Here is a 21,670-nt window from a genome sequence, read left to right on the forward strand (position 1 = left end):
ACACCATGCAACTTCAAGACGTCTGGTTCGTGCTCATCGCCGTCCTGTGGATCGGCTACTTCTTCCTGGAGGGCTTCGACTTCGGGATCGGCGTACTCACCAAGCTGCTCGCCCGTGACCGCACGGAGAAGCGGGTCCTGATCAACACGATCGGGCCCGTGTGGGACGGCAACGAGGTCTGGCTGCTCACCGCCGGCGGTGCCACCTTCGCCGCCTTCCCCGAGTGGTACGCGACGCTCTTCTCCGGCTTCTATCTGCCACTGCTGATCATCCTGGTCTGCCTCATCGTCCGCGGCGTCGCCTTCGAGTACCGCCACAAGCGTCCCGAGGACAAGTGGCAGACCAACTGGGAACACGCGATCTTCTGGACCTCGCTGATTCCCGCGTTCCTGTGGGGCGTGGCCTTCGCCAACATCGTGCGCGGCGTGAAGATCGACCAGCACAAGGAGTACGTCGGTACCTTCCTCGACCTGCTCAACGGGTATGCGATCCTCGGCGGCCTGGTCACCCTCACCTTGTTCACCTTCCACGGCGCGGTGTTCGCCTCGCTCAAGACCGTCGGTGACATCCGGGACCGCTCGCGGAGCCTGGCGACCCGGCTGGGTGTGGTCACCGCCGTGCTGGCCCTGGTCTTCCTGACCTGGACCCAGGTCTCGCGGGGTGACGGCAAGAGCCTGATCGCCATGGCCGTCGCGGTCGTGGCGCTGCTCGCGGCGCTCGGCTTCAACCTGGCCGGCCGTGAGGGATGGTCGTTCGCCCTGTCGGGGGTCACCATCGCCTCCGCCGTCGCGATGCTCTTCCTGACGCTCTTCCCGAACGTCATGCCGTCCTCGTTGAACGACGCCTGGAGCCTCACCGTCGACAACGCCTCGTCCACCCCGTACACCCTGAAGATCATGACCTGGCTCGCGGTGGTGGCCACCCCGGTCGTCGTCCTCTACCAGGGCTGGACCTACTGGGTGTTCCGCAAGCGCATCGGTACGCAGCACATCGTTGACGCGCACTGAGTCGCTGACCGTCCCGGGCTCTTCGATCCGGGGACAGCCCGTGCCTGCCTGACCCTGCCGAGGGGATGTTTCACGTGAAACCGATCGACCCGCGTCTTCTGCGGTACGCCCGCTCCACCCGTCTCTTCCTGGGCGCGGTGGTGGCCCTCGGGCTGGCCGGGGCGGGGCTGGTCGTCGGTCAGGCGATGCTCATCGCCGAGATCGTGGTCGGTGCCTTCGAGAAGGGACTTGACGGTGAGGCGCTCCGGACGCCACTGCTGCTGCTCGCGGCGGTGGCGCTGGGGCGCGGGCTGATCGCCTGGCTCACGGAGCTGGCCGCACACCGGGCCAGTGCGGCGGTCAAGTCCGAACTGCGGGGGCGACTGCTGGACCGGGCGGCCGACCTGGGGCCCGGATGGCTGAGCGGGCAGCGCACGGGATCGCTGGTGGCGCTGGCCACCCGGGGCGTGGACGCCCTCGACGACTACTTCTCCCGCTACCTGCCCCAACTGGGGCTCGCGATCGTCGTGCCGGTGGCGGTGCTCGCGCGGATCGTCACCGAGGACTGGGTGTCGGCGGCCATCATCGTCGTCACCCTGCCTCTGATCCCGCTGTTCATGATCCTCATCGGCATGGCCACCCAGTCCCGGATGGACCGCCAGTGGCGGCTGCTCTCGCGGCTGTCGGGGCATTTCCTGGACGTGGTGGAGGGGCTTGCGACCCTGAAGGTCTTCGGTCGGGCCAAGGCCCAGGCCGAGTCGATCCGCAAGATCACCGACGACTACCGCCAGGCCACGATGCGGACGTTGCGCATCGCCTTCCTCTCCTCCTTCGCCCTGGAACTCCTCGCCACGCTGTCGGTGGCCCTGGTGGCCGTGACCATCGGCATGCGGCTCGTGCACGGGGACCTCGACCTGTACACCGGACTCGTCATCCTGATCCTGGCTCCGGAGGCCTATCTGCCGCTGCGCCAGGTGGGGGCGCAGTACCACGCGGCGGCCGAGGGGCTGGCGGCGGCCGAGGAGATCTTCGAGGTCCTGGAGACCCCGGTCGCGCGGGGCGGCGGTTCGGTCGTCCCGTCGGCCGGCGCCCCGCTTCGCATCGCGCTGGACGGTGTGGCCGTACGGTACGAGGGCCGGGGCGAGGACTCGCCCGGACCGGTGTCGCTGGTCGTCGAACCGGGCGAGTGCGTGGCCCTCACCGGGCCGAGCGGCGCGGGCAAGTCCACGCTGTTGCAGGTACTGCTGGGATTCGTGGAGCCGACCGCCGGGCGGGTGTCCGTCGCGGGCGTGGACCTGGCCGATCTGGCGCCCGAGCAGTGGCGGGAGCGGATCGCGTGGGTGCCGCAGCGGCCGCACCTGTTCGCGGGGACGATCGCGGAGAACGTGCGACTGGCCCGGCCGGACGCGTCCGACGACGCCGTCGCCGAAGCCCTCGCGGACGCCGGGGCACGGGAGTTCGTGAGCGCGCTGCCCCGTGGCGCGGACACGGTACTGGGCGAGGGCGGGGTGGGGCTGTCCGCCGGCCAGCGCCAGCGCCTGGCACTGGCCCGGGCCTTCTTGGCGGATCGCCCCGTACTGCTGCTGGACGAGCCGACCGCGGCGTTGGACGGGGAGACCGAGGCCGCCGTCGTCGAGGCCGTACGGAGGCTCGCGGTCGGGCGGACCGTCCTGCTGGTGGTGCACCGGCCGGCGCTGCTGGCCGTCGCGGACCGTGTCGTGGCCGTGGGGGCGGGTCCGGCGAGCGCCTTCCCCGCGGCGGGCCCGGCCGCGCCCACGCGCGCGGGGATCCCGCAGGGAACGGGACGGGTTCGGGACACGGAGACCGGGCCCGCCGATCCCGGGGAGTGGATCCTCGGCGCCGCTTCCGAGGGCGCCGCGAAGGAAGCGGGCACCGACGCGGGGGGCCGCGATCCGCTCCGGCGGGTGCGCGAGGTGGCCGCGGCCTGGCAGGGACGGTTCCGGCTCGGGCTGCTGCTCGGCGCGCTGGCCGTCGGGTGCGGCGTCGGCCTGATGGCCGTCTCCGGATGGCTGATCTCGCGGGCCTCGGAGCAACCGCCGGTCCTCTATTTGATGATGGCGGTCACGGCCACCCGTGCCTTCGGCATCGGGCGGGCCGTCTTCCGCTACGCCGAGCGGCTCGTGTCGCACGACGCCGTCCTGCGGATGCTCGCCGATCTGCGGGTCTCGGTGTTCCGGCGACTGGAGCGGATCGCCCCGGCCGGACTGCGCGAACAGCGGCGCGGGGATCTCTTGTCCCGCCTTGTGGCCGACGCGGACGCCCTCCAGGACTACTGGTTGCGCTGGCTCCTCCCCGTCGGCACGGCCGTGCTCGTCGGCACCGGCTCGGTGGCCTTCACCGCCTGGCTGCTGCCCGAAGCCGGGGCCGCGCTCGCCGTCGGCCTGCTCGCGGCCGGTGTCGGTGTGCCCCTGGTCAGCGGCGCCGCCGCACGCCGTGCCGAACGCCGGCTGGCGCCCGCCCGGGGCCGGCTCGCCACCCGGGTGGCGGATCTGCTGACCGGTACCGCCGAGCTGACCGTCGCCGGCGCGCTGGAGGGGCGGAAGGCCGCCGTGCGCGCGAGCGACCGGGGGCTGACCGACATCGCCTCCCGGGGCGCCGCCGCGACCGGGCTCGGCAGCGGGCTGTCCGCCCTGGTGTGTGGCCTGACCGTGGTGGTCGCCGCCCTCTTCGGTGCGAATGCCGTGGTCGACGGCCGGCTGTCCGGGGTGACGATGGCGGTGGTCGTGCTGACCCCGTTGGCCGCCTTCGAGGCCGTCACCGGACTTCCGCTCGCGGTGCAGTACCGCCAGCGGGTGCGCCGCAGTGCCGAGCGGGTCTACGAGGTCATCGACGCGCCGGCTCCGGTCGCCGAACCGGAGCGGCCGCACGCGATGCCCACCTCGCCCTTCCCTCTGCGGGTGGCGGGGCTCACCGCCCGGCACCCCGGCCAGGAGCGGGACGCCTTGGAGGGGCTCGACCTGACGCTGGAGGCCGGCCGACGGGTCGCGGTCGTCGGGCCGTCGGGCTCGGGCAAGACCACGCTGGCACAGATCCTGCTGCGCTTCCTGGACCAGCGTCAGGGCTCGTACACCGTGGGCGGGGTCGACACGCGCTCGCTCGACGGCGACGACGTGAGGCGGATCGTGGGCCTGTGTGCCCAGGACGCGCACATCTTCGACAGCTCGGTACGGGAGAACCTGCGCCTGGCCCGCACCGACGCGACCGAGGCGCAGCTGAGGCAGGCGCTCGCCGCGGCCCGGCTGCTGGAGTGGGCCGACGGGCTTCCCGACGGCCTGGACACCCTCGTCGGTGAGCACGGGGAGCGGATCTCCGGCGGTCAGCGCCAACGGCTGGCCCTGGCGCGGGCGCTGCTCGCGGACTTCCCCGTCCTGGTCCTGGACGAGCCGGCCGAGCACCTCGACCTGGCGACGGCGGACGCGCTGACCGCGGACCTGTTGGCGGCCACCGAGGGCCGGACCACGGTGCTGATCACACACCGGCTGGCCGGCCTGGAAGCGGTGGACGAGGTGCTCGTCCTGGATCGGGGCGCCGTCGTACAGCGTGGCGGGTACGAGGAGCTGGCCGTCGTCGAGGGCCCACTGCGGCGGCTTCTGGAGCGGGAACGGGAGGCGGACGGACTGCCGGCCGGGAACCGCAGGCCGACTTTCCCCAATAAAGGGGACTAACTAGGCTCAAGGGCATGTCAGTGCAGGAGTCTCAGGAACCACCGGAACCATCACGGGGAACACCGGACCCGCTGGAGGCCGCCACCCAGGCCACCAGGAGTCTGCAGGGCCTCTCCACCGAGCTCACCGCCCGGGTGCCGCAACTGCTGGAGGCCATGCGCTCGGTCGGTACGGGCCTTGAACTGCACTCCACCCTCGACCGCATCTGCGAGACGGCCGCCGAGCTGGCGGACGCCCGGTATGCGGCGATCGGCGTCGTCGACACCGAGGGCCGCGGGCTCTCGGACTTCGTCACCTTCGGCATCAGCGCCGAGACGGCACGGAGGATCGGCCATCGTCCCGACGGGAAGCGGGGCCTGCTCGGCGCGCTCATCTCCCACCCGGACACCGTGCAGCTCGCCGATCTCACGAAGGATCCCCGGTCGTCGGGCTTCCCGGCCCATCACCCGCCCATGAAGACCTTCCTCGGCGTCCCGATCCGGGTGCAGGGGGAGATCTTCGGCAATCTGTACCTCGCCGAGAAGAACGGCGGCGGCGAGTTCAACGACTACGACGTGCACATGGTCCGCGTGCTGGCCACCGAGGCGGGCATCGCCATCGGCAACGCCCGGCTGTACGAGGCCGCCACCCAGCGCGAGCGGTGGATCGACGGCTCGGTGGCCGTCACCACGGCCCTGTTGTCCGGCGGGGACGCGGACGACGCCCTTGCCGTCGTGGCCGAGCAGGCCCGCCGGTTGGCCGACTCCTCGGCCGGGATCGTGCTGCTGCCGGCCGAGGACGGTGGGATGGAGATCGTCGCCGTGTCCGCCGAGAACCCGGCGACCTCGCTCGGTGTCGTCATCCCCGCCGAGAGCCCGGTCGTGGACAAGCTGCTGCGGGGCGAGCCCGTCTTCGTGGACGACGCCGCCTCCGACCCCCGCATGATCAGCAAGCTGACCAGCCAGTACGGGCCCTGCATGATGCTGCCGCTGCACAGCGGCGGACGGGTGCTCGGGGCCCTGGTCACCCCGCGGGCGCGCGGCAAGCGGCCCTTCACCGAGTCCGAGCGGACCCTGGCGACCCAGTTCGCCTCCCAGGCCGCCCTCGCGTTGATGATGGCCGAGGCCCAGCGCGACCGGGAGCGGCTCGCGGTGTTCGAGGACCGCGACCGCATCGCCCGTGATCTGCACGACCTGGTGATCCAGCGGCTGTTCGCCACCGGAATGATGTTGGAGGGCGCGCAGCGCCGGTCCGTCGTCCCGGAGGTCAGCGACGGCGTCGGCAAGGCCGTGGACGAGCTGGACGTCACGATTCAGGAGATCCGTACCGCGATCTTCGCCCTCCAGCAGGGCCCGGCGGAAGCCCCTTCGGGATTGCGCACCCGGGTACTGCGAGAGATCAACATGGCCGCCGTCCCCCTCGGCTTCAAGCCGGCCCACCGCTTCCTCGGCCCGATCGACGCGGTCGTGGGGGAACTGGTCGGCAAGAACCTGATCGCGGCGCTCCGCGAGGCGCTGTCGAACGCGTTCCGGCACTCCGAGGCGTCCCGGATCGAAGTGGTCCTGGACTCCACCATCCACCTGACCGACGGCCGACCCGGAGTCCGGTTGGAGGTGGCGGACGACGGGGTGGGCATCGCCGAGGGCGGCCGCCGCAGCGGGCTGCGGAACCTCCGCCGCCGGGCCGAGTCGCTGGGCGGGTCGAGCTCGTACGGCCCGGGAATCGGCGAGGACGGCAGCGGGACCACCCTGGTCTGGGAGGCCCCGCTCTGAGTGCCCGGGCGCCGGCCCCGCCGCCCCGAGGCAGCCCGGGGCCGACTGCTCCGAGCCCGGCCGCTCCCGGGCCCGGCTGCCTTCGCTTGTCTTCCTACGCGCCGCGTTCGGTCAGGATGCGCTCGATGACGAGGGCGACCCCGTCCTCGTTGTTGGCGACCGTACGGCCGGACGCGGCCGCGATCACGTCCGGATGGGCGTTGCCCATGGCGTACGAGGTACCTGCCCAGCTGAGCATTTCCACGTCGTTCGGCATGTCACCGAAGGCGACCACCTCGGCGGGGGAGATCCCGCGCTCGGCACAACACAGCGCCAGGGTACTGGCCTTGGAGACGCCGAGCCCGCTGATCTCCAGCAGGGCGGTCGGGCTGGAGCGGGTGATCGACGCGTACACACCGGCGACGGAACGGGCCAGGAACAGGAACTCGTCAGGTGCCAGTTCCGCATGGTGCGCGAGCAGCTTCAGCACGGGTGTGGCGCTGTCGTCCAACTCCTCGTGCAGCAGCTTCTCGGCGGTGGCCACCGTGGCACCCGGGTCCTGGAAGAACGGCGGGTACGCCGGCTCGTAATTGATCCCGGTGGTGCGTTCCACGGCGAAGGTCGTACCGGGAGCGGCGGCCCGCAGGGCGTCCACGACCGTGAGCGCGGTGGCCCGAGGGAGTCCCCGGACCTGTACGAACTCGCGGCCGGCGTGCAGGTCGACCACGGCCGCGCCGTTCGCGCAGATCGCCAGCCCGTGGCCGTGGACATGGTCACTGACCACGTCCATCCAGCGGGCCGGGCGTCCGGTCACGAAGAAGACCTCGATGCCGGCCTCCTCGGCGGAGGCGAGGGCGGCGACGGTGCGGGGCGAGACGGTCTTGTCGTCGCGCAGCAGGGTGCCGTCGAGGTCGGTGGCGATGAGCCGGGGAGCGGGGGTTGGCCCGTCCGGGCGCTGGGGAGCCGAGGTCACGGTTCCATCTTCGCCCATGTGCCCATGGCACTGGACCAAGATCGGCCGGCCTGCCGTGTGGGATTCCTGCTGCTTCGCGGTGCCGCCGCGGGTCCCGGGCGATGTTTCACGTGAAACCGAGACCGGGCGCAGGCGGCGGCCGCGAATGTTTCACGTGAAACACGCGGGCACCGCCTTAGGCTCGCCTGTATGAGTCTGCGTCTGAGCACTGTGATTCTCCCCGTCCGACCGTGGCACGAAGGAGGCCGCGACCAGTGGTCGAGGGCCGAGGAGCTCGGGTTCCACACCGCCTACACCTACGACCACCTCACCTGGCGGACCTTCCGTGACGGCCCCTGGTACGGCGCGATCCCCACCCTGACCGCGGCGGCCTGTGCCACCGAGCGGATCCGGTTGGGCACGCTCGTCACCTCGCCGAACTTCCGACACCCGGTGACCCTGGCCAAGGACCTCATGTCCCTGGACGACATCTCCGGCGGGCGCGTCACCCTCGGCATCGGGGCGGGCGGCAACGGCTTCGACGCGACCGCGCTGGGCCAGGAACCGTGGACCCCGCGCGAGAGGGCCGACCGCTTCGCCGAGTTCGTGCCGCTCCTGGACCGGCTGCTGACGGAGGGCGCGGTGACCGAGGAGGGTGCCTTCTACTCCGCCGTGGAGGCCCGCAACATCCCCGGATGCGTTCAGCGGCCGAGGCTGCCGTTCGCGGTCGCGGCGACCGGACCCCGCGGCATGAAGGTCGTGGCGCGACACGGCCAGGCCTGGGTGACGGCGGGCGATCCGAAGGTCTTCGAGGGGACTCCGGAGCAGTCGCTGGAGGCCCTGCGGGGGCAGCTCGGCAAGCTGGAGAAGGCCTGCGTGGAGATCGAGCGCGACTTCGGGGCGATGGAGAAGGTCCTGCTGACGGGCTTCACCCCGGAGCGCGGCACGCTGCTGGAGTCCGTGGACGCGTTCGTCGACTTCGCCGGCCGCCATCAGGAGCTCGGCTTCACGGAACTGGTCGTCCACGCACCGATTCCGAACTCCGACTTCGCCGCCGACGAGGCCGTGTTCGAGCGCATCGCCACCGAGGCCCTGACCCAGCTCGAAAGCTGAGGCCCCGGCCGGCGCCGGACGCGGGAGCGGTCCCCGCCCCGCCGCGATGAAGCGGTGGGGCGGGGACCGCGGGACCGCAATCCCCGCAGACGTTCAGGGCGTCGGACCTCGAACCGTCAGGCCCTCGAACCCTTCAGGCCCTCAGGCGGGCGAGGATCCGTTCCGCGTTCGGCAGCATCCACTCCGGTACGACGCCTTCGGGCAGCGCCAGGATCTCCTCCATCAGCGCGGTGACCCGCTCGACTCCCGCTTCCGGGCGGCCCAGCTCCTGCTCCGTCCAGGCAGCGTTGTTGATGCACTGGAAGCGGTCCTCCAGGTGGTCGTGGCCGAGCTCCGCGTAGACGACCGCGGCCCGGTCCCACAGGCGGATCTCCTCCAGTCGCAGCGCCGTGAGCTCCGCCTCGCCGGGCACGGTGACCGCCGAGACGGCGCTCTTCGCCCCGCCCTCCTCGTCGTTCTCCTCGTCGGCCGCTTTCATCGTCCGGACCTGACGGTCCAGGACCTGCGCCGACTGGTGCCAGGTCTGAGCGAGTTCGGCCCGGAGTTCCGGGTCCTGCGGATCGGCGGCCAACGCCGCTTCCAGCACTCCGATGGCCTCGTCCATCAGGGACCTGGCCGCCGCCGTCGTGTCCACGGTGACCTCCTCGCGCAGAGCCAACCAGGCCAGGGAACGCAGGATCCGTGCCTCAGCGACCGGCGCACCGCCCGCCTGCCGATGCAGTTCCAGGGCCCGTTCGTACGCGGCGACCGCCTCGCGCACCAGCTCGGTGCCGGCGAGCTGGTCGGCGGCCGCCTGCGCGAAGCCCGCCTGGGGACGCGGGTCCTCCCAGTCCTTGGTGAGCTCCGCGGCGTGCAGGTACTGCTCCGCCGAGGCCGGCAGGTCCCGCACCTCGCGCAGCAGGTCGCCGAGGAACTCCCGTACGAAGACGGCCTGCTGCTCACCCTGCTCCAGCAGGTCCGGCAGCGTCGACTGCACCACCTCCGCGGCATCGGCGTACCGCTCGGTCCGCGCGTACGCGCGTGCCAGCAGCAGCCGCGCCTGCGCGCCCCCATCGGCGCTCAGTCCGGCCTGGTCGAACCAGTGCGCCGCCGTCAGCGCGTGTTCGGCGGCCTCCTCGGCCCCGTCCCGTCGGCGCAGCAGGGTGTCGGCCAAGGTGAGGCGTACGACGCCCTGCTCCTCGGGATCGGTCAGCTCGGCGGCGTGTTTGAGCCCGGACCGGGCCGCTGCCTCCGCTTCCTCGGGCCTGCCCAACGAGAGCAGCACGCCGGCCCGCAGCACCAGGGCGTCCACTGCCTGCCAGGGGCAGCCCGCCGTGACGGCCCGGTCGGCGGACGAGGCCAGCGAGGACAGGGCCCGCTCCGGGTCGCCCTGGGTGAGGAGCACCCGGCCCAGCATCTCCTCCGCCTCCGCCGCCACCTCAGGCAACGCTTCCGCGTACGAGGCGATGAAGGAGTCCAGTTCGGCGGCCAGTTCGGCGTGGCCGTGGTCCTGTTCGTGCTGGTGGTCGTGTCCGTGCCCGGTGTCGTGCCCGGACTCGTCGTGTGCGTGCGTGGCCTCGATCGACCGCAGGTACGGCTCCAGGCGGATCGTGGTCAGCTCGGCGCGCGCGATGCGGCGGCCCCGTACCGGGTCGGCCGGATCCAGCGCCTCGGCGGCCCTGATGGCTGTCGAGAGCAGTCTCCGCGTCTCCGCGGGATCCGCCCCGGCCTGTGCGGCGACACCCGCCAGGCGCAGCTCCGCCAGCGCGGCTCGTTCCGCCTGCCCCAGGGCCCGGTAGTGGTCCCTGGCGGCAACCAGCAATTCCGCCGCCTCGGGGGCTCCGGCACGAGCAGCGGACACGGCCCGGTGGTCCGCCAAGTCCGCGGCGAGCAATGGGTCCGCCTCAGAGGCGGGGAGCGCCGCCACGCGTACGGCGAGGTCGGACCAGAGCGCGTCCGCACCCGGGTGTCCCTGGTCGCGGGCGTGCCGGGCCCGTTCCGCCGATGCGTCGACGCTGGCCCGCACCGAGGCGTCCGGGGCGGCCGGATGCGCCGGCTCGGCCTCGACGGGGGTCGGGGTCGGGACGGTGACCGGTGCGGCTTGTGGCAGCGCCGAACTGCGCACTCCGAGGGGCAGCACGTCGACCAGGGGGGCCCGACCGAGCCGGGCGAGGAACCGGTCGGAGACGCGGCTGTTGCCGTTGCGCGCGTCGAACCGGCGTGCGATGTCCAGGCAGCCGGCGTGCAGCACCGCGCACAGCTCGTCGACGGAGTGGGTGGATCCCTCGTAGGGCACGGACGTCCCGGCGCCGTGGCCGAGTGTGGCGAGCCGCTCCAACAGGACGAGCACCCCGCCGTGGAAGTCCAGTTGGACCTTGACGTCGGTGAGCGGCTTGAGGTGCGCGTCGTGGTCGAAGAGGATCTCCAGTCCGCGCGCCTCGTTGCCTGTGAGGGCGCAGAACTCGATGTGCTGGCCGATCGAGCGCAGCAGGCTCTCGTTGCCGCGCGCCAGGCGGTAGCCGCGCAGGTGATGGGCGCGGGCCTCGTCGATCCGGCCCTGGCGGAGCATGGGCAGCAAGGACCGTGCGAGTACCCGGTGTGGTTCCTCCCGACAGGTCTGCTTGCCCGCCAGTACCGGTTCCCAGATCTCGATGGCCTTGGCGTCGTCGCCCTTCGTGGCCCAGAACGAGCCCTGGCTGTTGGTCTCGCAGGCGTGGCAGTCGCTCATCTCGTCGCGCTCGGTGGCCTGCCAGGCGGCGACCGCGCGCTCCGCCCGCTCGTCGTCGCCGATGGCGTCCGCCAGGTAGTACTCGGACTGGCGCACCGCGCGCTCGCTGTATCCGGCGAGGCGGTAGCGACGCTCCATGTCCTCCAGATAGCCGGCGGCGGAAGCCAGCGGGATCTCGGGCGAGTTGATGATCTGGCCGGAGATCCACTTGAAGCGCCAGAAGAGCGAATGGGCCTCGCCCCGGTCGAAGGTGCCGGGATCGCGGTCGTACTCCTGGAGCAGCCGGGCGAAGGGGACCATCATGCGGGTGCGTTCCGAGCTGTACTCGTACGCGTCGATCAGGGTCACCAGCGCATTCCGGAACAGGGCCCGGTCACCGCAGACCTCGGCCGCCGCGGCGAGTGCCTCGGCCTGCGCGTTGCGTGCGGCGCCGTGGGGGAGGAGGTGGTTCTCGTGCAGCGCCTTCCGGATTTCCTCCGGGGTCAGGTTGCTCACTTCTCGTTCTCCCGCGTGTCGGTGGAGTGGGTCGCCCATTCCAGGAGGCCCAGGAAGGCACGGTTGAGCAGGGTGGAGTCGGCGGGGCGCAACGGCCGTTGGGACATCAGCAGCGCCTGGCCGTACAGCGATTCGACGGCGGTCGCGGTCAGGGTCGTGTCGGGGAGGTTCGCGATGCGGCGGATCAGCGGGTTGTTGTGATTGAGGACCAGGCGGGCGCGCGGCGCGGAACCGCGCAGGGCGCCGAGGATGCCGGTCCACAGGGAATCGGCGCTGTCGAGGGCCGCGGTCCGGTCGCGTTCCTGCCGGGCCTGCCGGTCGTCGAGGTAGAGCGCGGGGACGGACACGGGCTGGAAGGCGCGCAGCACCACGTCGCAGCTCTGGGGTTCGAGCCGGGTACGGGCGGTGGACAGGAAGGAGGCGAGGGCCAGTTCGACGGTGGTCGGTACCGGGTCGAGTCGCTCGGTGACGGCCCCGGCGTCAAGCTCGGTGACCTTGAGCTCGGGTCGTACGGCGGGAAGGAGCGCCAGCAGGTCGGCGTCGTAGGTGTAGCCGGCGTTGATGACACCGAGGCCGTGGGCCGCGGCGATCGGGGCGATCTGGCGGAACTCCTCGACGGTGCGCGTGAAGTGGATGTCGGTGTGCGCGGCCGCGAACTCCTCCAGGCTCATCGACCCCTCACTGGTCTCGAACGGCAACCAGGGCAGCATCAGGCCGAGGAGTTCGGCGTCGTGCCGGGCCAGGGACTTCACGCCCAGGTGGTGGACGCTCAGGAAGGAGGCCAGCCGTTCCGGGTCGCTCGCGGCGAGTTCGGCGAGCCAGGCGCGGATCCGGGCACCGAGGGCCTCGCGGACCGCGGCGAGGGTCTCGTCGTCGTACAGGTTCTCGCGGGAGGCGGTGGGCCGCAGGGTGTCGGTGTCGAGCACGACGCGGACGAAGAAGGCCCACTCCGGCAACAGGTTGTCGGCCTGGTCGGTCAGCAGCATGCCCTTGAGGTGGACGCGGTGTCCGGCCCGGTGGGCGGGGCTGGTGGGTTCGGCGAGGACGTAGGCGACTCCGCGCACGCCGGCGACCGGAAGATCGAGGTCGATGCTGTCGAGCGGGGTGAAACCGAAGAGCTGCGCGCAGTGTCCGGCGAGCGCGACGCGGCGGGCGGCCGGGGTGGGGAAGGAACGGTCCCACACGGCGGGGCGATCGGTGATCGGGCGGGGCTCGCCGCCTTCGCCGTCGTCGAAGGTGATGTCATGGTGGAGCAGCGAACCGTAGTCGCGCGCGAGGCGCTCGACCCTGGCGGGCTCGGTCCATTCCTCGGCGCCCGGGCGGGTCTCCAGGTGGACGGTCGTACCGGGCTCCGGGCGCGCTTCGTGGGGAAGCTCGCGGACGGTGTAGGAACCGTCGTCCGTGGCCAGCCATTCCACGGGGGCCGCGAGGGGGTCGCGTGCGGACCGGGTGACGACGCGGATCTGACGGGCGACGACGAAGCAGGCGAGCAGTCCGATGCCGAACTGGCCCAGGAACTGCCGGCGGGTGTCCTCCAGGCCGTGTTCCTCGATCCCGCCGTTGCCGCGCTTGGAGCTGCGGCCGATGGTCGCGAGGAGGGAGTGGGCCTCGGCCGCGGTCAGGCCGATGCCGGAGTCCTCGATGGTGACACGGCCCGCGGAGGCGGTGAGACGGATGTGGACCTGCGCGTCGGGCTCGTGCGCGTGGCGGGCGGTGACGGCGTCGACGGCGTTCTGGAGCAGCTCGCGGACGTAGACGCGCGGGCTGGAGTACAGGTGATGGGAGAGCAGGTCCACCAGGCCGCGCAGGTCGACCTGGAAACTGTTGACCGCAGGTTCGGTCGGGGCTTCGGTCGCGATGTCGGTCGGGACTTCGGACGCGGCCTCGGACGGAGCGTCGGGCGCGGCCTCGGATACGGCTTCGGATGCGGCTTCGGACGTCATGGGGCGTCACCTCACGTGTTCGCATGGATGGTTCGGCGATCGCGAGGTGCCCCCCTCACCGATCCCGGAGTGGGAACAGGTTAGGGGGATGATCTGACATTCTCCCTGTGAATTGTGTGGGTGCCGCGTCACTGGAAACGCAGGAACTCTGGCGGTACGGCGTCCACCAGCCACACTCCGTTGGCGCTGATCCGGAACACGTGTCCGGCCGCCCGCATCGCGCCCGCGTCCACGCTGAGCACGACCGGTCGCCCTCGCCGCGCGCCCACCCGGGTCGCGGTCTCCCGGTCCGGGGACAGGTGCACGTGGTGACGGGCCATCGGGCGCAGCCCCTCGGCGCGGATGGTGTCCAGGGTCGCGGCGATGGTGCCGTGGTAGAGGTACGCGGGCGGTTCGGCTTCCGGCAGGTCCAGGTCCACGGCGACCGTGTGTCCCTGGCTCGCCCTGATGCGGGTGCCGTCGACGGCGAAGCGTTGTTTGTCGTTGGCCGCGACGACGTGGTCGAGTTCCGTCCGGGTGAAGGAGAATCCGTGGCCGGCCGCCGCGTTCAGGAGGTCGTCGATCTCCACCCAACCGTGCGGATCGAGCACCAGTCCGATCCGTTCCGGCTGATGTCGCAGGTGTTTCGAGACGTATTTGGACACCTTCACGGTGCGTCTGTCATCCATGGCCCCAGCGTGCCGGGTCGCGGGCCTTCTCGGCAGTGATTTTCGGCCGGGCCCGTGAACCTGGACTCCCTCTATCGCGTTTCCAAGATACGGAATACATTTTCCGCTGAACTGGCGCCCATGGGGGAGAAATCATGACAATCGATGCTTCGCTGCCACGTCGGGCGACAGTCGAGCTCATCGGTACCGCAGGCCTGCTCGTGGTGGTGATCGGTTCGGGGATCCAGGCCGCCTCCCTGAGTCGTGACACCGGTGTCGCCCTCGTCGCCAACTCCCTCGCCTCCGCCATCGGCCTCGGCTTGATCATCACGCTCTTCGGTCCGCTGTCGGGCGCCCACCTCAACCCGGTGGTCACGCTCACCTCCTGGTGGGCCCGTCGTACCGGAGGCCAGGGGCTCGACGGCCGGGACGCCCTCGTCTATACCGTCGCCCAGACCGTGGGCGCCATCGGTGGCGCGCTCCTCGCCGAGGCCATGTTCGGGCGCCTGCCGGGGACCTTCGCCACCCGGATCCGCGGGGGCGGACACCTGCTGATCGGCGAGATCGTCGCCACCGCGGGACTGGTCCTGGTCATCCAAGGACTCGGCCGGATCGGCCGGGCCAAACTGATCCCGGCCGCCGTCGCCGCCTACATAGCGGCGGCGATCTGGTTCACCTCGTCGGGTTCCTTCGCCAACCCGGCGGGCACCGTCGGACGGGCCTTCAGTGACTCCTTCACCGGGATCGCCCCGCAGTCGCTGCCCGGTTTCGTGGCGGCCCAGTTGCTGGGCGGGATCCTCGGCCTCGCCCTCGCCGGAATGCTCTACGGCACCGACCGCACCGCCCTGCGCCCGGCCGGATCGGACACCGCGTCGGGCGGTGGGCAGGACGCGGGATCGGGTATCGGTTCGGACGCCGGGCCGGACGCGGTTCCGGATGCCGTGACGGACATCGCGCCCGGGGTCGGCCTCGACGGCACCCCCGACGGAGGGCGGAGCGCCGGCCCCGACGCCCGGTCCGGAATCGGTGGAGGGGAGATCGGGCCGGAGCCGACGATGGCCGATATTGCCCGCCCCAACACCCAGCTGGGTATCACTGCTTGAGACCAGGAAGGGTTGCCCACAGGAAAACCCGACTTGTCCACAGCCGATTCGATGAGTTTTGCAGCCAAGAGGGCGATTCGCCCTGTGGACTACTGATCGAGTACTACCGGCCGCCCCTGCCGACCAGTTCGTTCATCGTCCGGGCCTGGATCTCCCGCTCCGTCGCCGCCCGGACGAACTCCGCCACATGGTCGGGACCCACCAGTTCCTGCACCGCCCGTACCGTTTCCGCCGGCAACGCCACCGGGGTGGGACCCGAGGGCTGTGCGACGCCGGCCGCGCCCAAGTGCTGCTGGAGGTGGCGGGTGGCCAGCAGCCTCATCGCCCGTGCCAGCTCCGCGTCCACCGTCTGTTGGGCCAGCGGCCGCAGTCTGCGGACCATCGCCGCCGCTTCCGCCGCGTCCGTGTCCGTGGGTGGGACGTGCCCCAGGTAGCGGGCGAAGACGTGCTCGGTGGTGAACTCCAGGAAGCGCGAAGCGATGTGTTCGACCTGCCCGCGCAACTCCCTCAGATGCCCGGTGATCGCCACCAGCGGCACCCCCGCCGCGTACAGCTCCGAGGCCACCGCCAGTTCCTGCGGCGACGGCACCAGGAACTCGTCCGGGCGGCCCGGGATGCGTTCCAGCACCCCGAGCTCGCACGCCTCGCCCACCGCGTCGTCGTCGGGCCGTCCGCCGAACCGCTCGTTGAGTTCGGACCGGCTGATCCGGTCCGCCTCCTCGTCGGTCCACGGCCCGTGCACCTCGGCGACCAGGCCCAGGACGCCGCCCAGCCCGCGCCCCGCGTCCCACGCCTCCAGCAACTCCTTGATCGAGGCCAGGGTGTATCCGCGGTCCAGCAGGTCCGCGATCTGGCGCAGCCGCGCCAGGTGCGTGTCCCGGTAGACGTTCGAACGGCCTCGTCGCTCCGGCTTCGGCAGCAGACCGCGGTCCTGGTACGCCCTGATCGTGCGCACCGTCGCGCCGCTGTGGTGCGCCAGATCCTCGATCCGGTACTCGGCTACCGCCTGATCGGACAATCCCGGCTCCCTACGACATGGCGGCTCGGCCGACCGCGCCCGCCGCGGTCCGGGCGGCAGGTGGCGCCGCCAGGTACTCCACCGCCCTGCGCAGCGAGCCCTCCTGCGAGGGATGGTACGACCGCAGCCGGGAGCGGGGTATGGCCGTGCCGTGCCCACTGCGCGCCGGCGGCGTCCTGCGGGCCCTGTCGTCCCCGGGACGCGAGTCCCGGAGCGAACGACTCCTCCGGTCGCCCGCTCACCTCGTCCCGCCGCTCACCTCCCGGGTACCGGCCCGCTCACAGCCGGGGCTCCAGTTTCGCGATCCGTCGCAGGGCGCCCGGCGCGAGGCGGGACAACAACAGGGCGCCCTTGGACTCGGGTGTCACCGGCACCACGGCCTGGTTCTTCACGACGGCCAGCAGGATCGCGTCCGCGACCTTCTCCGGCGGGAAGTTGCGCAGGCCGTACAGGCGCGAGGAGCGCTCCTGGCGACGCTTCTCCTCGGCCTCGTCCACGCCGGCGAAACGGGAGGTGGCGGTGATGTTGGTGTTGACGATGCCGGGACAGATGGCCGAGACGCCGATCGACTTCGAGGCGAGTTCCGCGCGCAGGCACTCCGACAACATCAACACCGCCGCCTTGGAGGTGCTGTACGCGGGCAGGGTCTTCGAGGGCAGATACGCGGCGGCCGAGGCGGTGTTGACGATGTGACCGCCCTGATCGCGGTCGGCCATCTGCTTGCCGAAGATCCGGCAGCCGTGGATGACGCCCCACAGGTTGACGTCGAGGACCTTCTTCCAGTCCTCGGCGCTGGTGTCGAGGAAGGACCCGGAGAGCCCGATCCCGGCGTTGTTGACCAGGACGTCCACGATTCCGTACTCGGCGGCGACCTTCTCCGCGAGCTTCTCCATCGCGTGCTCGTCGCTGACGTCCACGCATTCGCCCCAGGCCTGCGGCGCCCCCACCAGGCGGGCCATGTCGGCGGTGCGCGCCGCGCCCTCCGCGTCCCGGTCCACGCACACGACCCGGGCTCCGGCCTCGGAGAAGGCGAAGGCGGTGGCCCGGCCGATGCCGCTGGCGGCTCCGGTGACCAGGACCAGTTGGCCACCGAACCGGTCGGCGTACCGGCCGGGGGCCTTCCGCTCCGGGGCACGCGTCGCCGGTTCCTCCCGCGCGGTCACGAACTCGGTGATCCAGGATGCCAGTTGATCAGGGCGGGTGCGCGGCACCCAGTGCTTCGCGGGCAGGGTGCGCCGCACCAGGTCCGGGGCCCAGAGTTCGAGCTCGTCGTAGAGCCGCTCGGACAGGAACGCGTCCCCGGTGGGCGTGATCAGCTGCACGGGTACGTGCGCGTACGCGTCGGCACGCGGCCTGCGCATCCGGGACCGCACGTTGTCGCGGTAGAGCCAGGCCCCGTGCGCGGCGTCCGAGGGCAGGGACGACGTCGGGTAGTCGCCGGCGGGGACCTTCTCCATGCGCTGGAGGATCCGGGGCCACTGCTTGCCGAGCGGTCCGCGCCAGGCCAGCTCGGGCAGCACCGGAGTGTGCAGCATGGCCACGTACCAGGACTTGGCGCCCTGGTTCAGGAGTTGGGCGGCCCGGCGAGGCGTGGGCCGGGCCATCCGTTTCTTGATCCAGTGCCCGAAGTGGTCGAGGGACGGCCCCGACATGGAGGTGAACGAGGCGATCCGGCCCTCGGTGCGGGAGACCGTCGCGAACTCCCAGCCCTGTACGGAGCCCCAGTCGTGGCCGACCAGGTGCACCGGCCTGTCCGGGCTCACCGCGTCGGCGACGGCCAGGAAGTCGTCCGTCAGCTTCTCCAGCGTGAAGCCGCCGCGCAGGGGGACGGGGGCCGTCGAGCGGCCGTGACCCCGTACGTCGTACAGCACCACGTGGAAGTGCTCGGCCAGCCGCCGGGCGACCTCCGACCAGACTTCCTTGCTGTCCGGGTAGCCGTGCACCAGCACGACGGTCGGCCGGTCCACCTCCCCCAGCTCGACGACGCACAGTTCGATCCCGCCCGTGCTCACCCGACGCTCGCGCGCGCCTTCCAGACCCGTTCCGCCGATGCCGCTCATGCCGCCTTCTCCTCAGCCCAGCGCCGCACGTGCGGCAGATCGTCGTCCAACCAGAAGGCGCTTTCCTCGGGGTCCCGGGAGTCGGTGACGACCAGGATCTCCTCGAACTTCGCGCCGGTCCCACGAAAGCCCAGGTGCGGCTCCACCGCCCACAGGCCGGGCCGCGGCACGTGATCGGAGAAGTGGTAGGGACTCCACAGCGGTGACCAACCCTCGCGGTGCCCGTGCAGGGCGTCGCTCGCCAGACCCTTGAGGGACTGGGTGCCGAACCCGAACACGGTCGGTGACCAGCGCCGCTCCCCGACCCGGTCCAGCTTGTGGGCGATCACGCCGAACGGATAGGCCCGGTGCCGGTTGGCGTAGCCCTGCCGGGTCATGAGCCGCTCGACGTTCTCGTATATCTCGCGTAGGGAGCGGCGCTCGCGGACCTGTCGCAGGATCAGCTCGCGGTGCGGCCGCAGGTCCGCCATCAAGCGGTCCTGGACGGGATGCAGACCGAGGCTCCCCGAGTATCCGACGTCGGCGGCGTAGCCCTTGTGGACCGGGGCCATGTCGAGGATGAAGGGCATCCCCGGCTCCAGCCTCCGGTTCGTGGGGAAGAACTGCAGGGGGATCTTGAAGTTCGCGAAGGCGGTGCGGTCACCGAACCACGCGAACGGCAGGTGGAACCAGTCCCGCACCCCGCGCTCGCGCAGCCACTCGCGCTGCATCCGCGCCGCCTCGCGCTCGGTCACACCCGGGCGGAGCTGCGCCGCCACGGCCTCGGCGCACTCGTAGGCGAGGCGCTGGACCTCTCTGAATCCGCGCAGTTCGGCGCTGAGCCCGGAGACCCCCGCGGTTCCGGTCGCCCCGGTGAATGCGGAGCGTCGCGTCGTGCGTTGCTTGGTTTCCCCAGCCATGCCAGCCGTCCGTCCGTGTCCGTGTAGCCGTACGCGCCCGTAACTTGACACTGATGAATGTGACAATGACTGGCGATCACGTCAAGGTCCGTGCACCGACCTGTGGACAAACTTGTGTGCGCCGTGAAGCGCGCGTTGTTCGAGTGGAGGTGAAAGGCCACCACCATCGTCCTGTCGCAGCAGGGCGGTTGAAGCTGAGGGCAGCTCGACCCGTGAGGTGACGGGGAGGGTGGCAAGCGGCCCTGACAAAGCCGGGACGTGCCAGTACTGCCAGATGGTGCGGGTCCGGCAAGCGAGACGGAAAGGAGTACGCGAGGAACCGGTGCTGACGCTCCCTGATTCCACACCAGCTCGAAGCTGGCGGATCTGGGCTGGATGCGGTGCGTCTCCGCCTTGGCAAGTGGGCGGGGAACTTCCCGAGAACCTTCGGACTGGGGCTCGGGGAGGCCACGGTGAAGTGCTGCGGGGTAGCCGTGGCGATGCCGCGGGGGTAGAGCCGGACTCCTCCTCCGTCGATCGAACAACACGTGAACACGGGAACCGTCCCGGCCTTGACCTGCGATGACGCAGCCAGCGTCATTCCAGGCTGGGCCCACCGTCGGCCGATCGGGCCGGGACGGGGCGGAGCCGCCGTAGTACTCCGAGCCGGGGAAAGCCCGGCACATGGGGAAGGGCGGCAGCGGATTCGAGAAGGGAAGGAGGCCGCAATGCCGAAAGACGCACCACTGAACAGCGGTGCCCCAGAGGCCCCCATGGGGTCTCACCAGCGGGTATCGGGGATGCAGACCAAACTTCACCGTTGGGCGGCGGCCGATGACGGCCGCAGGTTCGACGATCTGTTCAACCTCGTGCACGACCCGGCGACGCTGCTCGTGGCGTTCGAACGGGTCGCGGGAAACAAGGGGGCGAAAACCCCGGGCGTCGACGGCCTCACGGCCGTCAACGTCGAGTGCGACATTGGCACTCAGGGGTTCCTGGAGGACCTGCGCCGCATGCTCCGAACGGGTGAATTCCGCCCGATGCCGGTGCGTGAGCGCAAGATCCCCAAGCCCGGCGGAAGCGGGAAGGTGCGCAAGCTCGGCATCCCGACCGTCGCCGACCGGGTGGTCCAGGCAGCCCTCAAGCTGGTGCTGGAGCCGATCTTCGAGGCCGACTTCAAGCCGGTCTCCTACGGCTTTAGACCCCTGCGGCGGGCACACGACGCGATCGCCGAGATCCACTTCTACGGAACCCACGGCTACCGCTGGGTCCTGGACGCGGACATCGAGGCGTGCTTCGACTCGATCGACCACACGGCCCTCATGGACCGAGTGCGAGCGCGGGTCAAGGACAAGCGCGTGCTGCTGCTGATCAAGGCGTTCCTCAAGGCCGGCGTTCTCACCGAGACCGGCGCCCGCGAGGACACCCACACCGGCACCCCGCAGGGCGGGATCCTCTCCCCGCTCCTGGCGAACATCGCTCTGACGGCGCTCGATGAGCACCTGACGCGGCCATGGGAACCAGAAGGGGAGACCTCGACCGGCTACCGGCGCCGATACCGCCGTCGCAAAGGTCTGCCGAACTGGCGGATCGTCCGCTACGCGGACGACTTCGTCGTCCTGACAGACGGAAACCGCGACGACGCCGAAGCGCTGCGCGAGGACATCGCCGACGTGCTGCAACCGCTGGGTCTTCGCCTCTCCGAGGCCAAGACCCAGATCGTGCACATGTCGGAAGGGTTCGACTTCCTGGGGTTCCGCATCCAGTGGCGCCGCAAGCGAGGATCGGACAAGTGGTACGTCTACACCTACATCGCTGACCGGCCCATCCGGCAGCTGAAGGACAAGATCCGTGCCCTCACGAACAGAAAGTCGCAGCAGAATCCAAGGGACGTGCTGATCAGGCTCAACCAGATCATGCGCGGCTGGGCCAACTACTTCAAGCACGCGGTCGCGAAAGTCACCCTGAGAACCCTCCAGCGCTATGTCTGGCACCGGGTGATCAGCTGGTGGATCGTGCTGCACCGCTGGAGGTGGAAGGACGTCCGCCGACTCCTCACCGACCACAACGGCCGGTGGAAGAGGCCCTCGGCGGACGGGATCGAACTGTTCGACCTCCAAACGGTGACGGTCACCCGTTACCGCTACCGAGGCAACACGATCCCCAACCCCTGGAACAAGCCCGACCACGCCTGAACGGCAGAGACCGTGGAGAGCCCGGTGCATTGAGCCTGGATCCACCGCGTAGTGGTCGGGCTGTGGATGGAGAAATCAGAAGAGGTGCCCGCTGACCTGGGATGATGGGAGTTTCTACGCTTCCATCAGACCCGAGCAAGAGGGCACCTCGTAAGTG

At 70.9% G+C, this 21,670-nt stretch carries 13 protein-coding genes; 6 read left to right on the plus strand and 7 right to left on the minus strand.

Features of this window, described 5'->3' with window-relative positions; translation table 11 throughout:
- The first annotated feature begins 5 nt into the window (after positions 1–5).
- The 3 genes from cydB to OTB19_RS31640 all read left to right on the plus strand — a co-directional run bounded on the left by cydB (position 6) and on the right by OTB19_RS31640 (position 6,423).
- A complete protein-coding gene (gene cydB / locus OTB19_RS31630) occupies positions 6–1,007 on the plus strand; it encodes a cytochrome d ubiquinol oxidase subunit II (protein ID WP_053684026.1) in 1,002 nt (333 codons plus the stop codon).
- Positions 1,008–1,081: 74 nt separating this feature from the next.
- Positions 1,082–4,672 (plus strand): thiol reductant ABC exporter subunit CydD, encoded by a 3,591-nt coding sequence (cydD, locus tag OTB19_RS31635; protein WP_267802107.1) that lies wholly within the window; start codon positions 1,082–1,084, stop codon positions 4,670–4,672.
- Positions 4,673–4,686: 14 nt separating this feature from the next.
- Positions 4,687–6,423, plus strand: a complete 1,737-nt coding sequence (locus tag OTB19_RS31640) for a GAF domain-containing sensor histidine kinase (protein ID WP_267802108.1) — start codon at positions 4,687–4,689, stop codon at positions 6,421–6,423.
- A 94-nt stretch (positions 6,424–6,517) separates the two neighbouring features.
- Here OTB19_RS31640 and OTB19_RS31645 read toward each other — a convergent pair whose 3' ends face one another.
- On the minus strand, positions 6,518–7,393 hold the full coding sequence (locus OTB19_RS31645) for a Cof-type HAD-IIB family hydrolase (RefSeq protein ID WP_267802109.1): 876 nt from the start codon (positions 7,391–7,393) through the stop codon (positions 6,518–6,520).
- 171 nt (positions 7,394–7,564) lie between these two features.
- Here OTB19_RS31645 and OTB19_RS31650 point away from each other — a divergent pair, with 171 nt between their 5' ends.
- Entirely contained in the window at positions 7,565–8,467 is a 903-nt protein-coding gene (locus OTB19_RS31650) for an LLM class flavin-dependent oxidoreductase (protein ID WP_267802110.1), read from the plus strand.
- Positions 8,468–8,600: 133 nt separating this feature from the next.
- Here OTB19_RS31650 and OTB19_RS31655 read toward each other — a convergent pair whose 3' ends face one another.
- The 3 genes from OTB19_RS31655 to OTB19_RS31665 form a co-directional block, all read right to left on the minus strand.
- Entirely contained in the window at positions 8,601–11,669 is a 3,069-nt protein-coding gene (locus OTB19_RS31655) for a hypothetical protein (protein ID WP_267802111.1), read from the minus strand.
- A complete protein-coding gene (locus tag OTB19_RS31660; RefSeq protein WP_267802112.1) occupies positions 11,666–13,612 on the minus strand; it encodes an HSP90 family protein in 1,947 nt (648 codons plus the stop codon). Before OTB19_RS31660 ends, OTB19_RS31655 begins: the two co-directional genes overlap by 4 nt.
- A 128-nt stretch (positions 13,613–13,740) precedes the next feature.
- Complete coding sequence (locus OTB19_RS31665; RefSeq protein WP_267802113.1) at positions 13,741–14,280, minus strand: RNA 2'-phosphotransferase; 540 nt, start codon at positions 14,278–14,280, stop codon at positions 13,741–13,743.
- 134 nt (positions 14,281–14,414) lie between these two features.
- On the opposite strand from OTB19_RS31665, the gene OTB19_RS31670 reads away from it, so the two are divergent.
- Entirely contained in the window at positions 14,415–15,362 is a 948-nt protein-coding gene (locus OTB19_RS31670) for an aquaporin (protein ID WP_267802114.1), read from the plus strand.
- 103 nt (positions 15,363–15,465) lie between these two features.
- On the opposite strand, the gene OTB19_RS31675 is transcribed toward OTB19_RS31670, so the two are convergent.
- From OTB19_RS31675 to OTB19_RS31685, 3 genes are all read right to left on the minus strand, one after another.
- Positions 15,466–16,380: a MerR family transcriptional regulator gene (locus OTB19_RS31675; protein ID WP_267802115.1), complete on the minus strand. Its 915-nt coding sequence runs from the start codon at positions 16,378–16,380 to the stop codon at positions 15,466–15,468.
- Positions 16,381–16,658: 278 nt separating this feature from the next.
- Positions 16,659–18,440, minus strand: coding sequence for an SDR family oxidoreductase (locus tag OTB19_RS31680; protein WP_267802116.1), 1,782 nt, complete (start codon positions 18,438–18,440; stop codon positions 16,659–16,661).
- On the minus strand, positions 18,437–19,339 hold the full coding sequence (locus tag OTB19_RS31685; RefSeq protein WP_267802117.1) for a M24 family metallopeptidase: 903 nt from the start codon (positions 19,337–19,339) through the stop codon (positions 18,437–18,439). Before OTB19_RS31685 ends, OTB19_RS31680 begins: the two co-directional genes overlap by 4 nt.
- A 707-nt stretch (positions 19,340–20,046) precedes the next feature.
- On the opposite strand from OTB19_RS31685, the gene ltrA reads away from it, so the two are divergent.
- Positions 20,047–21,513: a group II intron reverse transcriptase/maturase gene (gene ltrA / locus OTB19_RS31690; protein ID WP_267802118.1), complete on the plus strand. Its 1,467-nt coding sequence runs from the start codon at positions 20,047–20,049 to the stop codon at positions 21,511–21,513.
- Positions 21,514–21,670: the final 157 nt, after the last annotated feature.

This window comes from Streptomyces sp. H27-H5 (assembly GCF_026627505.1).
Lineage (GTDB): Bacteria > Actinomycetota > Actinomycetes > Streptomycetales > Streptomycetaceae > Streptomyces.

Excerpts from the sequence above, each read along its gene's own strand:
- cydB (WP_053684026.1), top strand. The coding sequence starts at position 6 with ATGCAACTTCAAGACGTCTGGTTCGTGCTCATCGCCGTCCTGTGGATC.
- OTB19_RS31640 (WP_267802108.1), top strand. The coding sequence starts at position 4,687 with ATGTCAGTGCAGGAGTCTCAGGAACCACCGGAACCATCACGGGGAACA.
- OTB19_RS31645 (WP_267802109.1), bottom strand. The coding sequence starts at position 7,393 with ATGGGCGAAGATGGAACCGTGACCTCGGCTCCCCAGCGCCCGGACGGG.
- OTB19_RS31650 (WP_267802110.1), top strand. The coding sequence starts at position 7,565 with ATGAGTCTGCGTCTGAGCACTGTGATTCTCCCCGTCCGACCGTGGCAC.
- OTB19_RS31660 (WP_267802112.1), bottom strand. The coding sequence starts at position 13,612 with ATGACGTCCGAAGCCGCATCCGAAGCCGTATCCGAGGCCGCGCCCGAC.
- OTB19_RS31665 (WP_267802113.1), bottom strand. The coding sequence starts at position 14,280 with ATGGATGACAGACGCACCGTGAAGGTGTCCAAATACGTCTCGAAACAC.
- OTB19_RS31670 (WP_267802114.1), top strand. The coding sequence starts at position 14,415 with ATGACAATCGATGCTTCGCTGCCACGTCGGGCGACAGTCGAGCTCATC.
- OTB19_RS31680 (WP_267802116.1), bottom strand. The coding sequence starts at position 18,440 with ATGAGCGGCATCGGCGGAACGGGTCTGGAAGGCGCGCGCGAGCGTCGG.
- OTB19_RS31685 (WP_267802117.1), bottom strand. The coding sequence starts at position 19,339 with ATGGCTGGGGAAACCAAGCAACGCACGACGCGACGCTCCGCATTCACC.
- ltrA (WP_267802118.1), top strand. The coding sequence starts at position 20,047 with ATGCCGAAAGACGCACCACTGAACAGCGGTGCCCCAGAGGCCCCCATG.